12 protein-coding genes are annotated in these 15,066 nt (G+C 73.1%); 2 read left to right on the top strand and 10 right to left on the bottom strand.

Annotated elements, in window-relative coordinates:
* Positions 1-10: 10 nt before the first annotated feature.
* From IF43_RS40040 to sph, 4 genes are all read right to left on the bottom strand, one after another.
* On the bottom strand, positions 11-226 hold the full coding sequence (locus IF43_RS40040; RefSeq protein WP_234332602.1) for a hypothetical protein: 216 nt from the start codon (positions 224-226) through the stop codon (positions 11-13).
* A 92-nt stretch (positions 227-318) separates the two neighbouring features.
* Positions 319-516, bottom strand: coding sequence for a hypothetical protein (locus IF43_RS0131390; RefSeq protein WP_030208648.1), 198 nt, complete (start codon positions 514-516; stop codon positions 319-321).
* A 90-nt stretch (positions 517-606) separates the two neighbouring features.
* Positions 607-1,866, bottom strand: a complete 1,260-nt coding sequence (locus IF43_RS0131385) for a helix-turn-helix domain-containing protein (protein ID WP_030208646.1) — start codon at positions 1,864-1,866, stop codon at positions 607-609.
* Positions 1,867-2,341: 475 nt separating this feature from the next.
* The gene (gene sph / locus IF43_RS0131380) at positions 2,342-3,361 is read right to left on the bottom strand and encodes a sphingomyelin phosphodiesterase (RefSeq protein ID WP_030208644.1); all 1,020 of its coding nucleotides are present in this window, start codon (positions 3,359-3,361) and stop codon (positions 2,342-2,344) included.
* 150 nt (positions 3,362-3,511) lie between these two features.
* On the opposite strand from sph, the gene IF43_RS0131375 reads away from it, so the two are divergent.
* A complete protein-coding gene (locus IF43_RS0131375) occupies positions 3,512-4,372 on the top strand; it encodes an oxygenase MpaB family protein (protein WP_030208643.1) in 861 nt (286 codons plus the stop codon).
* Positions 4,373-4,405: 33 nt separating this feature from the next.
* Here the strand turns inward: IF43_RS0131375 and IF43_RS0131370 are convergent, their stop codons facing one another.
* Positions 4,406-5,956: a M1 family metallopeptidase gene (locus IF43_RS0131370; protein WP_030208640.1), complete on the bottom strand. Its 1,551-nt coding sequence runs from the start codon at positions 5,954-5,956 to the stop codon at positions 4,406-4,408.
* A gap of 454 nt (positions 5,957-6,410) precedes the next feature.
* Between IF43_RS0131370 and IF43_RS0131365 the strand changes: the two genes are divergently transcribed.
* Positions 6,411-8,048 (top strand): ABC-F family ATP-binding cassette domain-containing protein, encoded by a 1,638-nt coding sequence (locus IF43_RS0131365; RefSeq protein ID WP_030208637.1) that lies wholly within the window; start codon positions 6,411-6,413, stop codon positions 8,046-8,048.
* Positions 8,049-8,379: 331 nt separating this feature from the next.
* On the opposite strand, the gene IF43_RS0131360 is transcribed toward IF43_RS0131365, so the two are convergent.
* The 5 genes from IF43_RS0131360 to IF43_RS0131340 all read right to left on the bottom strand — a co-directional run bounded on the left by IF43_RS0131360 (position 8,380) and on the right by IF43_RS0131340 (position 15,021).
* The gene (locus IF43_RS0131360) at positions 8,380-9,153 is read right to left on the bottom strand and encodes an SDR family oxidoreductase (RefSeq protein ID WP_030208634.1); all 774 of its coding nucleotides are present in this window, start codon (positions 9,151-9,153) and stop codon (positions 8,380-8,382) included.
* 7 nt (positions 9,154-9,160) lie between these two features.
* Positions 9,161-10,498, bottom strand: coding sequence for an MAB_1171c family putative transporter (locus IF43_RS37155; protein ID WP_158939597.1), 1,338 nt, complete (start codon positions 10,496-10,498; stop codon positions 9,161-9,163).
* On the bottom strand, positions 10,488-10,979 hold the full coding sequence (locus IF43_RS0131350) for a hypothetical protein (protein ID WP_030208628.1): 492 nt from the start codon (positions 10,977-10,979) through the stop codon (positions 10,488-10,490). The genes IF43_RS37155 and IF43_RS0131350 overlap by 11 nt, the downstream gene beginning before the upstream one ends.
* A 461-nt stretch (positions 10,980-11,440) precedes the next feature.
* Positions 11,441-13,999, bottom strand: a complete 2,559-nt coding sequence (locus IF43_RS0131345; RefSeq protein ID WP_051796541.1) for a Tex family protein — start codon at positions 13,997-13,999, stop codon at positions 11,441-11,443.
* Between the two features lie 155 nt (positions 14,000-14,154).
* The gene (locus IF43_RS0131340; protein ID WP_030208625.1) at positions 14,155-15,021 is read right to left on the bottom strand and encodes a hypothetical protein; all 867 of its coding nucleotides are present in this window, start codon (positions 15,019-15,021) and stop codon (positions 14,155-14,157) included.
* Positions 15,022-15,066: the final 45 nt, after the last annotated feature.

Here is a 15,066-nt window from a genome sequence, read left to right as displayed (position 1 = left end):
GACAGCTCGGTCAGCGCTTGCGGGTCTTGCGGTGGGGGTGGGCGCGGATCTCCCGATTCACCTCGACGATCGTGCGCTTGTCGCCCGCGGCGCGGGCCTCGCGCCGCTCGACCGTCAGTGCCACGCAGACGGAGCAGTCGGGTACGGGGATGGGTTCAAGGCCGGCAGGATCGTCACTTGGTGTTCCCGGGTGGCGTCGACGGATCATGACGTTCAGGTCGCTCACCCGCGAGTGATCACCTGCGATGTACGCCTCACGGCGCTCTTCGCGGAGTTTCTGGCACGACGGGCAGAGCGCGGGGGGAACGGGCCAGCCGGTCACTGGGCCCTCACGTGCATCATCGGCACGGGGAACTCTCGGCGGTCCTTACCGAGGACATAGCCCACCTCGCGGCCGTCCTCAATGACCACGGCCTTGAGCTCGCCCTCGTGCATCGACCGTGTGTCGACCACGGGCCGCCCGAGGAGGAGGTGGTCGACGTGATTGAAGGAGAGGATTGCTCTGTCGGCGTCCATGCGCGGGGGCTCCCTACCGTCGTCAGCGGGTGGTGCACTGACCGTAGGGGCGTCTCACGCGAAGAAGGGGCCCAGTTTGGGCCCCCTCCCCTACGCCGCCAACATGCCGATGTCGACGGCCAGTCGGGCCGCCCGGCGTCGGCGCTCCGGGGAACGCGCCTCGGCCTCCTCCAGCACCATCCGCCTGGCGTAGCCGTTGTAACGGACCGTCTCCGGGGCGGCCTCGTGGGCCTGTTCAAGGGTGGTGAGCGCGGTCTCGTACTGGCCGTCGAGGTAGTACGCGCGGGCCTGCTCGATCCGGTGCCGGGCCCGCCGCGGGCGGGATCGGATCACGTCAGCCGCGGCCCGGTTGGCCTGGCGGGCCGACTCGCTGCCGTTGCGCAGTTCCACGGCCACGGTTACGCCATGCGCGCCCATCACGGCCCGGCTGAAAGAGGTGACGGGGTGGAAGTAGTCGGCGGGGAGACGCTGCGCGACTGCATCGGCGCGGTCCCACCATCCCCACGCCGTCCCGCTGTCCGTACGGCGGGCCGCGGTATACCCGGCCTCGAACTTCAGGGCGCCCACGATCGCCTGCACCTCGACCGGGGCGTCCTCGACGAGGGTGGGTTCGAGGAGCCGCAGGGCCTCCATCGTGACGACGTCCGCGGCGTCATAGTGGCCGGGGCCGCTGTCGCGGTGGGCCTGCGCGCTGAGCCAGGCAGCAATGCCGATCGCGTGCGGGTCCTCGGACTCCTGTGCGGCAATCATGCTGCGCTCGGCGACCCGCCACAGGAGCGCGGCATCGGGCTGGTAGGCCACGAAGAATTGCGTGAGGGAGTACACCTCGCTGAGCAGGGCCTGTGCGGCACGTCGCTGTGCGGCGGTGTCGGCCTGGCGGACGGCGAGCTGCGCGTCGCGGATGAGTCCCGGGAGTAGGTCGCCGAGTACCGCGCGATGGTTGGGCGAGCTGTGCCGGGCGGCCCACGCGGAGTTCAGGGCGGCTCGCAGGTAGGTCGTCGAGGGCGCGGGCCGGTCGGCGGTGAACGGGAACGCATCGAGGGCGGCCCGGACGGCGGGCAGCTTGGCGTGGCCGGGCCCGGTGAACAGGTCGATGTCGGGTTCACCGGCGATCTCGCCCACAAGATCGTTGAGGCGTCGCACGCGCAGGGCCTCGGCGATCCGGAACAGATCCGGCAACCGGGGGATCTTCAATGTGCCGCTCTCCACCTTCTTGACCCACGACTCGTGGTGCCCTAGGAGCCCGGCCAGCTGCTCGCGGGTCATGCCTCTGCGGTTGCGATAGATCTGGACTCTCTGCCCGAAGCGCACTGGGTCGTCGTACGGGTCGGGGGTAGCATCAGGTGACACAGCCTTGCCCCTTCTCTGTGCAGCTCGTCACTGAACAGCGTAGAAGGCAGGGCCCTTTCTGTGTGATCCAGAACGCACCAAAGCGCCGCAGGCTGCACGGGCCGCGCTCGACGTACAGGTGAGCAAGCTGACGGGGGGCCTCGACCGCGCGACGTCGGGCCACGTCATGGGAGACGTTCCGCGGGACTCGTACCTTCGGATGCGGGACGCGTTGGTGACGGAGCGGGCCGAAGTCCTGAGGAAGTTGGCCGCCCTTCCCGCGGACGAGCCGGCCGCCGGGCCTGCGCAGTGCCGCGACGTCGTCGTGGGCCTGCTCGAGGAGTGGGACACGATCGGCGTCGCGGCGTGCCGCGCGATCCTGGGATCGCTGATCCGTCGGATCGAGATCTGCTTGAACCGGCAGGTCCGGGTGGTACCGGTGTGGGCCCCGCCCGACGAGACGGAGCCCACTACCGAGCAACGGCGACCGCCCGGCTTACCCGGCCGCGGACGCGGTGAGCGGGTAGTGGTCCGAAAGGTTGGTGTACGTGTAGTCCTTGCCCCAGCTGGAGACGGTCCAGGGCGCGCTCTGCTCCTTGACCACGTTGTTGTTCCAGGCCGCCGGGCGGACGTGGCCGGCCCGGTGCAGCACGTAGTCGAGGTCCTCGCGCGGGTCCGTCGGGTAGCGGTAGTTCGCGATCGAGTTGTCCTGCGTGTCGAAGGAGTACGGGTGGCCGGTGCGGCTGTCGGCGCCGACCAGGCCCGCGTCGGCGAGCATGGAGGCGTACTCGGGGGTGCGCGAGTCCACGTTCATGTCGCCGGCCACGATCACCTCCTCGCCCGCCGGGATGTTCTTGGCGTCGAGGAAGGCGTCGATGGCCTTGAACTGGCGGCTGCGCATCTGCGCCGCCTCGCCCGCCCCGCAGCCCGGGTCGGTGGACTGCGCGTGGGTGCCGACGACGTGGACCCTGGTGCCGTTGACGTTCAGGACGACGTACGCGAAGCCCTTGTTGGACCACCAGTCGGCGCCGCACGCGTCCTTGTAGACGTACTGCTCCTTGCGCAGGACCGGCCACTTGCTGAGGATCGTGACGCCGCCGTCCTCGGGGGTGGTCGAGGAGTACGAGCCGCCGGTGGCGTCCCAGCCGGACCTGGAGCGGCCCACGACCGGGGTCTGGTACGGGTACTCGGCGGCCGCGTTGGCCTTGAGCGCGTCGGAGGCGCCGTTGTCGAACGCCTCCTGCAGCACGACCACGTCCTGGCCCTTGAAGAACGACGTCTTCGGTATCTCCGCGGCGCGGTGGTCCTGACCCCAGTTGGGGTAGAGGTTCTTGCTCATCAGGAACACGTTGTACGTCAGCACGCCGAGCCGCGGCGCCGCCGTGTCCGTCTCCGCGGCCGAGGCGGCCGAGGCGGCCGAGGCGGCGGGCGCGGTGGTGGCGGTGAGCGCGGCAGCGGCCAGGGCCGCGACGGCCGCGGCAGCGGCCTGCGTGCGGCGGTGCTTGAAGGGCGCCATGAAGTCTCCTGTTTCCCGAAGAATCCTGTGGGGTGGCAGTGCCCGGCCATCAAAGCAGCCGCAGTTACCTCCGGGTAACACCCATGCACCGGGAATCTTGACGGCCCGGGACGAGCAGGTGGGACCGCCCTCCTGGCGGATACTGGGCGCATGGACACCAGTCGCACCGACCCCCGGCCGCCCCCGCCCGGCGGCGTGCTGTGGACCGTCGCGGGCGAGGTCCGCGCCCTGCTGATGCTGCCCGCCGCGTTCACGATGCAGGTCGCCCACCCGGCCGTGGCCGCCGGCGTCGACGCCCACTCGGTCTTCCGCACCGACCCCTGGGGGCGCGGCGAGCGCTCCCTGCGCTCCGTCCAGCTGTGGGTGTACGGCGGCGACGCGGCGGCCGAGGAGGGGCGCCGGGTCCGCCGGCTGCACCGCGACATCCAGGGCGTCGACGCGCACGGCCGCCGCTACCACGCCCTCGAGCCGGCGTACTACTCCTGGATCCACGCCACCGGCTTCCCGGTCTACACGTACGCCCTCGGCTACCTCTGGCGTCCACTGACGAAGGATCAGGAACGCCGTCTGTACGCCGAATGGCTCCAGGTCGGCAGGGTGCTCGGCATCCACGACCGCGACATGCCGCAGACCGTCGAGGAGTTCTGGCCGCACTACCGCAAGGTGCTCGCGGAGGAGATCGAATCCACCTCGGTGGCACGCGAGTTGGTCGCCACCGACGTCCCGCTGCCCGCCCCGACCGGCGGCCCGCTGCCGGTACGGCTGCTGGTGCGCGCCGCCTGGCCGCTCCTGCGCCGGCTGTTCCTGCGCTTCCGGGCCTTCGTCACCGTCGGTCTGATGCCGCCCGACGCGCGCGAGGCCATCGGACTGGAGTGGACCGACGCCCAGGAGCGCAGGCTGCGCCGCTTCTGCCGGGTGGTGCGCGCTGTGGTGCCCGTCCTGCCCGAGCGGCTCCGCTACCTCCCCCTCGCCCGCGAGGCCCGGCAGCGCCACCGCGCCGCCGCCCGCTGAGGCGGACGGCGGCGCGGCGGGGGTCCCGGCCGGTCAGTGCTCGTGGATCGTGTCCGTGGCGGCGATCTTCTGCCACGACTTCGGCTCGGTCCGCTTGCCCGGCGCGGCCTGGCCGGCGGCCGCCGCGGACCGCGGACCCTTGGCGTTCACCGGCCCCGTGCCCTTGGCCCCCTGCCGGGTCGTGGCGGGCGGGGCGAAGGACGGCTTGCCCGGCGTGAACAGCCAGGTGTCGAAGAGCTCGGCGAGCGGCTTGCCCGAGACCCGCTCCGCGTACTTCACGAAGTCGCCCACCTTGGCGTTGCCGTACGCGTGCTCGGCCGGCCAGCCCTTCAGGATCCGGAAGAACACCTCGTCGCCGACCGTGTTGCGCAGCGCCTGGATCGCGATCGCGCCCCGGTCGTACACGGCCCCGTGGAACTGGTTCTCCGGACCCGGGTCACCCGGCTTGACCTGCCAGAACGGGTCGTCCGCGGGGTGCAGGTCGTACGCCCACTGCGCCAGCTCCTGCGCGGTGCCCTCGCCCTCCTTCTCCGACCACAGGAACTGCGCGTAGCGCGCGAAGCCCTCGTTGACCCAGATGTCCTTCCAGTTGTTCACGGACACGCTGTCGCCGTACCACTGGTGGGCCAGCTCGTGGACGACGACGGAGACGTTGGCGCCGTTCGCGAACTGGCGCGGGCTGTAGAACGGCCGGGTCTGCGTCTCCAGCGCGAAGCCGCTGGTCACGTTCGGCACGTACCCGCCGATCGCGTTGAAGGGGTACGGGCCGAAGACCCCGGTCAGCCACTCGGCGACCTCGGTGGTGCGCTCGACGCTGGCGCGCGCGGCGCCCGCGTTGTCACCCAGGTCCGGGCTGTACGCGTTCAGGACCGGCAGGCCGTCGGAGGTCTTGTCCGTGGTGATGTCGAACTTGCCGATGGCGAGGGTGGCCAGGTAGCTCGCCTGCGGCTTGTTGGACCGCCAGTTGTAGCGGGTCCAGCCCACCCGCGAACTCTGCGACTGGAGCACGCCGTTGCTGATCGCCTGCAGGCCGTCCGGGACGCTGACCGACACGTCGAACGTGGCCTTGTCGAGCGGGTGGTCGTTGCTCGGGAACCACCACACCGCGGAGTCCGGCTCCTGCGCGGCGACCGCGCCGTCCGGGGTGCGCACCCACGCGCTCCAGCCGTCCACCTTGAACTCCGAGGGCTTGCCCGCGTACTTGACGACCACCGTGACGGCCTTGCCCTTCGGCAGCGGGGCGGCGGGGGTGACCTCCAGCTCCGACGCGCCCGAGGCGGCGTAGGCGGCCTTCACGCCGTTGACGCGCACCTCGCTCACCTTCAGCCCGAAGTCGAGGTTGAAGCGCGACAGGTCCTGCGTCGTGGTGGCGAGCAGGGTGGCGGTGCCCTCCAGCAGGTCCGTCTTGGGCTGGTACTTCAGCCTCAAGTCGTAGTGCGACACGTCGTATCCGCCGTTGCCGCTGGCCGGGTAGTACGAGTCGCCGATGCCCGGGGCGCCGGGGACGTAGCTCGCTGCCGATGCCGGGATCGCCAGCAGGAGGGAGGCGGCGAGCACGCTCGGGGCGATGACTTTGCGGTGCACGGATACTCCAAGGGGGTGGGATGGGCCGTGGGTTGGTCGTTGGTGATCGACTCTCCGACCGTATTCACGCGCCGCGCCCCACGTCATGTCCATGGCCCCTGCTGCAACACGATCGCCATTCGGCCGTCACGCCCCCGCCGCCGGAGCCCGGCCGGGGCGCCCCGCAGGCCCCCGTACGAGCACACGACACCCCGTACGACCGCCACGATCAGGCCGCGGACCGCCCGACGGGCACCGCCGGCGGGGCTCCGCAGAACGACCGGAATGGGGTGGGTGCGGGACGGGGCGCGGCCGGGCCGGGCGGCGGACGGGACAGGACGCGGGCGCCACGGGGCGGTGGGCACCGGCTGTGGGGGACATCGGCAGCGGGGGAGACGCCAGCAGCGGGGGAGGCACCGGCAGGAGGGGACACCGCCCGTCCCCCCGGGCGACGGCCGATAGAATCGGCCCCCTCATGACTGCAACCCTCGTCGCCAAGGACCTCGCCGCCGGCCACGGCGAGCGCTCCCTCTTCTCCGGCCTCGACCTCGTCGTCGCACCCGGGGACGTCATCGGCCTCGTCGGCGTCAACGGCGCCGGCAAGTCCACGCTGCTCCGCCTCCTCGCGGGCCTCGACACCCCCGAGAACGGCCAGGTGCGGCTCTCCCCGCCCACCGCCAACGTCGGCCACCTCCCCCAGGAGCCCGAGCGCCGCCCCGGTGAGAGCGTCCGCGCCTTCCTGGCCCGCCGCACCGGCGTGGCCGCCGCGCAGGCCGCCCTCGACGCCGCCACCGCAGGCCTCGTCGAGGGCGCACCGGGCGCCGACGACGCGTACGCCGTGGCCCTCGACCGCTGGCTCGACCTCGGCGGCGCCGACCTCGACGAGCGCGCCGAGGAGGTGGCCGACTCCCTCGGCCTCGCCGTCGGCCTCGACCTGCCGATGACCGCGCTCTCCGGCGGCCAGGCCGCCCGCGCCGGCCTCGCCTCCCTCCTCCTCTCCCGCTACGACGTCTTCCTGCTCGACGAGCCCACCAACGACCTCGACCTCGACGGCCTGGAGCGACTGGAGGCCTTCGTGACGGGCCTGCGCGCCGGCACCGTCGTGATCAGCCACGACCGCGAGTTCCTGGCCCGCACCGTGACCGGCGTGCTCGAGCTCGACCTAGCCCAGCAGCAGGTCAACTCCTACGGCGGCGGCTACGAGGCGTACCTGGAGGAGCGCGCCACCGCCCGCCGGCACGCCCGCGAGGACTACGAGGAGTACGCCGACAAGCGCTCCGCGCTCGAGGACCGCGCCCAGATGCAGCGCAACTGGATGGACAAGGGCGTCCGCAACGCCCGCCGCAAGTCGAGCGACAACGACAAGATCGGCCGCAAGCTCCGCGCCGAGTCCAGCGAGAAGCAGGCCGCCAAGGCCCGCCAGACCCAGCGCGCCATCGAGCGGCTGGAGGTGGTCGAGGAGCCCCGCAAGGAGTGGGAGCTGCGGATGGAGATCGCCGCCGCCCCGCGCTCCGGCTCCGTCGTCGCCGTCCTGCGCGACGCCGAGGTCCGACGGGGCGACTTCCGCTTCGGGCCCGCCACCCTCCAGATCGACTGGGCCGACCGGGTCGCGATCACCGGCGCCAACGGCGCCGGCAAGTCCACCCTGCTCGCCGCCCTCCTCGGCCGCCTCCCGCTCGACTCGGGCCAGGCCACCCTGGGCTCCGGCGTGCTGGTGGGCGAGGTGGACCAGGCGCGCGGGCTCTTCCTGGGCGACGAGAGCCTGCTGGACGCCTTCTGCGCAGCCGTCCCCGACGTGGAGCCGGCGGACGTGCGGACGCTGCTGGCCAAGTTCGGCCTCAAGGCCGCCCACGTGCTCCGCCCGGCCGCCACCCTCTCGCCCGGCGAGCGCACCCGGGCCGCCCTCGCGCTGCTCCAGGGCCGCGGCGTGAACCTCCTCGTCCTCGACGAGCCGACGAACCACCTCGACCTGCCGGCGATCGAGCAGCTGGAGTCCGCCCTGGCGTCCTACGAGGGCACCCTCCTCCTGGTCACCCACGACCGCCGCATGCTCGACGCCGTCCACACGACCCGCCGCCTGGAGGTGGCGGAGGGCAAGGTCACGGAGCTCTGACGACCGCCGGGTGCCGGGTGCCGGGTGCGAGGGACCGCGCGCCAGGCGCCGGACGCCGAATGTCAGGCGCCGGACGCGAGGGGCTGGTCGCCAGACGTTCGGACGCCAGGCGCCCAATGCCAGACGCCGGATGCGAGGGGCTGGGCGCCGGGCGCCGAATGCCAGACGCCGAATACCGGACGCAGGCCCCGGGGGGGTGGGCCTGCCGCTGGGGGTACCTCCCAGCGGTAGCTGGGGGAGGCCTGCAGGCCGCCCCTGTCAAGCGCCGAGGGGACCCACACACCACGGGACCATCAGCGTCCCCAGGCCCCTCAGCCCGGCCCGCGCCCCCTCACACCCCACCCGGAGCCCGCCGCCGCCGGGCCAGCCGCTCCGCGACCAGCCCGCGCGGCAGGTGCCGCACCGCCTGGGCGTACACCCGGTACCGCCACCCCGTCACGCTCACCGGCCGCCCCAGCGCCAGGTCCCGCAGCGCCCGCGCGACGACCGCCTCGGGCTCCAGCCACACCGCCTCCCGCAGCGCGCTGACGTCCATCCCGGCGCGCTCCTGGAACTCCGTGCGCGTGAACCCCGGCACCACCGCCAGCACCCGCACCCCGTACGGCGCCAGGTCGACCCGCAGCGACTCGCTGAAGGCCGTGAGCCAGGCCTTCGCGGCGCCGTACGTGCCGGTCGGCAGCAGCCCCGCCACCGACGAGACGTTGAGCACCGCGCCCCGCCGCCGCTCCCGCATCCCCGGCACCGCCGCGTGGGTGAGCCGCAGCGGCACCCGGACGAGCAGCTCCAGCATCCGCTCCTCGTCCTCGACCGGGCTGTACGGGAACGGCGCCGGCAGCCCGAAGCCGGCGTTGTTGACGAGCATGTCCACCGGCCGAGCCGGATCCGCGAGCCGCGCCGCCACCGTGTCGCACTGCGCCGGGTCCAGCAGGTCCGCGGGCAGGACCTCCACGGCCACCCCGCACCCGGCGCGCAGCCGTGCGGCGACGGCCTCCAGGCGGCCCTTGTCGCGGGCGACGAGGACGAGGTCGCAGCCCTTGGCGGCGAAGCCGCGGGCGAAGGCGGCGCCGAGCCCGGAGCTGGCACCGGTGATGAGGACAGTGGTCACGGGCGGTTCACTTTCGACTTGCCTGCGGATCGAACGAGCGCGTCACCGGGGCGGCGTGCGCCGCGGCCACCGCTATGAGGAAACGTTTCTCGGCATCCAGGTCACGGCCACCGGGGGCGGTCTCCCCACCCGTGCCGAGCCCGCCGATCGAGGCCGCGGTGAAGGTCCCCGGCCGCGGCTCCATCCCCGCCGCCTTGGCCCGCGCGGCCTCCGTGATCACGCAGGCCAGCTCCCCCGCCTCCGGCTGCGGGTACGCGCCCGGGTCCGCCAGCGCGACGTGCGCGCGGGCCAGCTCCGGGACGCCCGGGGCCACGTACTCGCCCAGCACCAGGATCGCGTCCCGCGTCTCGATCACGCGACGGTAGACGAGCAGCCGGCGGGTCATCGGGGGCCACAGGAGCTCGACCAGCCGGGTCGCGCGCGGCTTGTGCAGGGCCACGTGCGGCACCGCCTCGACGAGCTCCCGCCACAGCGGCCACAGCAGCCAGGCGGTCCGTACGTCGGCGACCGAGCGGCGTGCGGTGTAGAGCGTCGGTACGAGGATGGCGGCGGCCCGCAGCAGACCGTGGGTGTTCATCAGCAGTGCCAGATAGGGCAGTTGGGACGTGATGCCGAACAGCGCCTTGAGCAGGTAGAAGAACCAGAACACGCCGGCCAGTGCGGTGCCCAGCCCGAACAGCCGCAGCCCGGCGCTCAGTCCGGGGCTGACGGCCCGCCGCCCGTAGCGCCAGCAGACGTACACGCACGCGGTGTTGGCGGCCAGGTGGGCCGACATCAGCGTCAGCCAGTAGGCGAGGGAGGGCAGCGGGCTGCCGCCGGGCGGCATGGCGTGCACCGAGTGCGGCGGGGCCAGCAGGTCCAGCGCCACCAGGGTCCCGAGCCAGGCCACGGTCATGACGGACGAGGCGACCTGCAGGCCGCGGCCGCGGGTGGTCGTGGTGGCCACGAAGTAGAGCACCGCGCCCGCGGACAGCACGCCCGTCATGTTGCGGGTCAGGCCCACGGCGTGCGTCCAGTCGGGGAACTTCGCCGCGTACGCGAGGAGATCGGGCAGGTTGAGGGTCATCGCGGCCGCTGCCGTGGCCACGGCCAGCAGCAGCCCGCGCTGCTGGGGCTCCCGTACGGCCGAGGGGGCCCGCAACAGGACCGCGAGCCAGAGCACGACCACGCTGGGAACGGCCAGCCAGTCGCCGAGCGCGGCGGCGTCGGCCGCGATCCCGGTCGGCGCGGTGGGGGCGGTGGGGGCGGCGGCCGCCCACGCGACGTCCGCGGCTGCCGGTGCGGCGGCCAGTACGGTGTCGCCGGCCCGCACCAGGTCGCACACCGTGGCTATGTCACACACCATGGGGCACCCGCACACCGAGGGCCGACTCGAGCTTCTCCAAGGTCCCTTCGGGCGCCCGGCCGGGCACCAGGCCCGCCTGGATGCGGATCAGGCTGGCCAGCATCTCGGCCTCCTGCTCCTGCCGGGTGGTGTAGTTGGTCCGGCCGAGGATCACGGGCGTGTCGCCGGAACCGGAGTCCTGGCCCTCGAGGGAGTGGTGGTCGAAGAGGATGTGGCCCAACTCGTGGAGCACGATGTGCTCCTGGTGGAGGCGGGACGTCTGGGCCTCGTAGAACACGTAGTCCACGGTGGCCGTGCCGACCCAGAGGCCGCACACCCCCGACTCGGCGGCCTCCTTGGGCAGCGGGTGCAGTCGGATGGGCCGGCCGCGCCGCGCGGCCACGCGCTCGCACAGTCCGTCGATGGAAAACGGATGCGACAGATCCAGTTGGCTGAGAATCGCTTCGCAGCGTTTGCGCAGCTTGTTTTGCCCGTATGGCATGTGTTCCCTCTTCGAACCCTTCCGCGGGCACCGTCTATAGGCATGGGGGGCAAGTGTCATGACGTCCTGAGCCTTCGAGGTGGCCTCTGGGGGTGCGGTCCTCAGGGGTGGTCCTGGTGGCCGTCGCGGGGTGTCACGGACGGCCTCCCGCATGCCTACAGATCTTGAGCCTCCCTTGGCAAGACGCGGGGTCCCCTTCCAGCCACCCCGCCACCACCCCTTTCCCGCCGTCTGGGGTGGAGCCCCAGGAGGGCGGGCGCGGTGCCCGGCCCGGGTCCGGGGCGGGACCCCGGGGGGAGCGGCGTCCGTGGTCGCAAGCCACGGTTGCGGGAAGGCGCGGGGGCCGCCCCCCGCGGCGAGTGGGTCCAGGCGCGGACCGGACCGGACCGGACCGGCGCGACCCGGGTCGGGGCAGGCGGCCCCGGGATGCGCGACGCGCACCCCGGGACCGCAGCGCGACGTCAGTCGCGGGTCAGGCCGGCACGCCGAAGGGCGTCGGCCATCGCACTGTTCGAGGGAGCCGGGGCCCCGGCACCACGCCGGTCACGCTGCCCCCCGCGCGAGCCACCGCCGCCCTGGCCGCGCCCCGCGCCCCCCGTACCGCCGCCGTCACGGCGCGCGCCACGACGGGCGTCACCGCCGCCCTCGCGGCGCGCCTCACCCCGTCCGTCGCCCCGTCCGTCAGCCCGTCCGTCACCCCGTCCGTCACCTCGTCCGTCGCCCCGTCCGTCGCCCCGTCCGGTACCGCGCCCGTCCCCACGCCCTCCGCCCCGCTGCCGGGGCGGCCGCGCGGCGTCGTCGCCGGCGGCGGCCGACGCCTCGTCGTCCAGCCGCAGCGTGAGGGAGATCCGCTTGCGCGGGATGTCCACCTCGAGCACCTTCACCCGCACGATGTCACCCGGCTTCACGACGTCCCGCGGGTCCTTGACGAACGTCTTCGACATGGCCGAGACGTGGACCAGCCCGTCCTGGTGCACACCGACGTCGACGAAGGCACCGAAGGCGGCGACGTTGGTCACGACACCCTCCAGGACCATCCCCGGTTCGAGGTCGCCGATCTTCTCCACGCCCTCCTTGAAGGTGGCCGTCTTGAAGGCCGGTCGCGGGTCGCGCCCCGGCTTCTCCAGCTCGCGGAGGATGTCCGTCACGGTCGGCAGACCGAAGGAGTCCGTCACGAACTCCTCGGGCCGCAGCGAGCGCAGCACCGGCGTGTTGCCGATCAGCGCCGCGACGTCGCCGCCCGACTTCTTGCCCATCGCCCGCACCACCGGGTACGCCTCCGGGTGCACGCTGGACGCGTCCAGCGGGTCCTCGCCGTCGCGGATCCGCAGGAAGCCGGCGCACTGCTCGTACGCCTTCGGGCCCAGCCTCGACACGTCCTTCAGCGACCGGCGGCTGCGGAACGGGCCGTTGGCGTCGCGGTGCGCCACGATGTTCTCGGCGAGGCCGGAGCTGATGCCCGAGACGCGCGAGAGCAGCGGTGCGGAGGCGGTGTTGACGTCGACGCCGACGCCGTTCACGCAGTCCTCCACCACCGCGTCCAGCGAACGCGACAGCTTCACCTCGGACAGGTCGTGCTGGTACTGGCCGACCCCGATCGACTTCGGGTCGATCTTGACGAGCTCGGCCAGCGGGTCCTGCAGGCGCCGCGCGATCGAGACCGCGCCGCGCAACGACACGTCCATGCCCGGCAGTTCCTGGGCCGCGAAGGCCGAGGCCGAGTACACGGAGGCGCCCGCCTCCGAGACCATCACCTTGGTCAGCTTCAGCTCGGGGTGCTTCGCGCACAGTTCGGCGGCCAGCTTGTCGGTCTCGCGGGAGGCCGTGCCGTTGCCGATCGCGATCAGTTCGACCGCGTGCTCCCCGGCGAGCCGGGCCAGCTTCGCGAGCGCTTCGTCCCAGCGGTTCGCCGGCACGTGCGGGTAGACCGTGTCCGTGGCCACCACCTTGCCGGTCGCGTCGACCACGGCCACCTTCACGCCCGTGCGGTAACCGGGGTCCAGGCCCAGCGTGGCGCGGGTACCGGCGGGCGCGGCCAGGAGGAGGTCGCGCAGGTTCGCCGCGAAGACCCTCACGGCCTCGTCCTCCGCCGCCTGCCGCAGCCGCATCCGGAGGTCGATGCCCAGGTGCACGAGGATCTTGGTGCGCCAGGCCCAGCGGACCGTGTCCGCCAGCCACTTGTCACCCGGCCGGCCGCGGTCGGCGATCCCGAAGCGGTGCGCGACCACGCCCTCGTACGAGGACGGACCCGGCACCTCGCTCGGCTCCTCCGGCTCCAGGGTGAGGTCGAGCACGTCCTCCTTCTCGCCGCGCAGCATCGCGAGCACGCGGTGCGAGGGCAGGGCCGTGAACGGCTCGGCGAAGTCGAAGTAGTCGGCGAACTTCGCGCCCGCCTCCTCCTTGCCGTCGCGCACCCGCGCGGACAGCCGCCCCCGGGTCCACATGCGCTCGCGCAGCTCGCCGATGAGGTCGGCGTCCTCGGCGAACCGCTCGGTGAGGATCGCCCGGGCGCCCTCCAGCGCGGCCGCCGCGTCCGCGACGCCCTTGTCCGCGGACACGAACGCGGCCGCCGCGGCGGCCGGTTCGACCGACGGGTCGGACAGCAGGCCCTCCGCCAGCGGCTCCAGGCCGGCCTCGCGCGCGATCTGCGCCTTGGTGCGCCGCTTGGGCTTGAAGGGCAGGTAGATGTCCTCCAGCCGCGCCTTGGTGTCGGCGGCGAGGATCCGCGCCTCCAGCTCGGCGTCCAGCTTCCCCTGCTCCCGTACGGAGTCCAGGATCGCGGTACGCCGCTCCTCCAGCTCGCGCAGGTACCGCAGGCGCTCCTCCAGGGTGCGCAGCTGGGTGTCGTCGAGCATCTCGGTCGCTTCCTTGCGGTAGCGCGCGATGAACGGGACCGTCGAGCCGCCGTCGAGGAGCTCGACGGCGGCCTTGACCTGCCGCTCCTTGACGCCGAGCTCCTCGGCGATCCTGCCTTCGATGGACTGGCCGGACTGCTGGCCGGGCCGGCTCGCTGCCGTCACGTTTCCCTACCGCCTTCTCGCTCTGCTCGCTGAGCTTGGTAAGGGAGCATTGTGGCAGGTGACGCCGGGGGGACGCGGAACCACCGGTCGACGCGCGGCCGGGGACGCGGCTCGGGACGCGGCCGCGCCGGCCGGCCCGCCACCCGGCCGACGGCTCAGGACTTGCCGAGCAGGTCCTTCGGGAAGGCACCCGCGGCGAACATGGTCATGACGAAGCCCTGGCCGAGCTCCGTCAGCCGTGCGACGCCGGCCTCGCCGAGGTGCGCGTACGGGGCCATGTCGAGGCGGTCGGTGACGTCCTCCAGCTCCGCGCGCATCCGGACGCCGTCCTCCGTCAACTCGCCCCCGGCGTCCAGGAGTCCGCGACCGCGCAGGCGTTCCGCGGCGGCGTCGAGGTCGGCCCCGGACCAGCCGCGCGTGAGGAGCAGCCAGCGCGTGCTCATGCCCTTGCCGGTCGCGCGGTGGCTGACCAGGGCCTCCAAGGGGTCGAGGCCGAGGGTGAGGAGGGCGGCGAGGTGGCCGTCGCCGCGGTACTCGCGCAGCAGGGTGGTGGCGTGCCAGTACGCGAGGTGCGGCTCGTGCGGGACCGGGAGGTCGGCGTTGGCGGCGTACAGGGCCCGGGAGTGCGGGCGGCAGGCCTCGGCCGCGCGCAGTGCCAGCCCGGAGGCCTCGGCGAGCTCCGCCGAGGCGATCACCTCCGGGCCCAGCAGCCGGCGCAGCAGCGCGTCGGCCGCGCGCAGCCGGGCGGCCAGCACGTCCTCGGGGGAGGCCGTGGACCAGGCGGCGGGCAGGTGCCGGGCGATCATCTCGTGGCTGAAGTTGTAGAACGCCGCCGCCACGGCGCCCGGGCCGACCGCGCCCAGCGGCGCGGCCCGGGCGACGAGGTACGCGGCGTTCCGGTCCTCGAACCCGAGGGCGGTCAGCTCCTCGGTGAACTCGGGGGAGAAGTAGAGCGTCGAGTGGAAGGGGTTGATCGCGGCGTGGTGACAGCGCCGCGCAGCGCCCGTGGACGTCGTCGTCATGGGGGAGAGGTTACCGACTGGTCGGTACGTCGGTAAGGGCGGGGG

Source organism: Streptomyces sp. NRRL S-87 (assembly GCF_000719335.1).
In the GTDB taxonomy this organism is placed as follows: domain Bacteria; phylum Actinomycetota; class Actinomycetes; order Streptomycetales; family Streptomycetaceae; genus Streptomyces.
The sequence above is the reverse complement of the archived record's forward strand: the minus strand, read 5'-3'. Positions and strand labels throughout refer to the sequence as shown.

Coding starts and splice junctions, on each gene's coding strand:
- IF43_RS0131390 (WP_030208648.1), bottom strand. CDS start 516: ATGGACGCCGACAGAGCAATCCTCTCCTTCAATCACGTCGACCACCTC.
- IF43_RS0131350 (WP_030208628.1), bottom strand. CDS start 10,979: ATGCCATACGGGCAAAACAAGCTGCGCAAACGCTGCGAAGCGATTCTC.
- IF43_RS0131365 (WP_030208637.1), top strand. CDS start 6,411: ATGACTGCAACCCTCGTCGCCAAGGACCTCGCCGCCGGCCACGGCGAG.
- IF43_RS37155 (WP_158939597.1), bottom strand. CDS start 10,498: ATGGTGTGTGACATAGCCACGGTGTGCGACCTGGTGCGGGCCGGCGAC.
- IF43_RS0131340 (WP_030208625.1), bottom strand. CDS start 15,021: ATGACGACGACGTCCACGGGCGCTGCGCGGCGCTGTCACCACGCCGCG.
- sph (WP_030208644.1), bottom strand. CDS start 3,361: ATGGCGCCCTTCAAGCACCGCCGCACGCAGGCCGCTGCCGCGGCCGTC.
- IF43_RS0131375 (WP_030208643.1), top strand. CDS start 3,512: ATGGACACCAGTCGCACCGACCCCCGGCCGCCCCCGCCCGGCGGCGTG.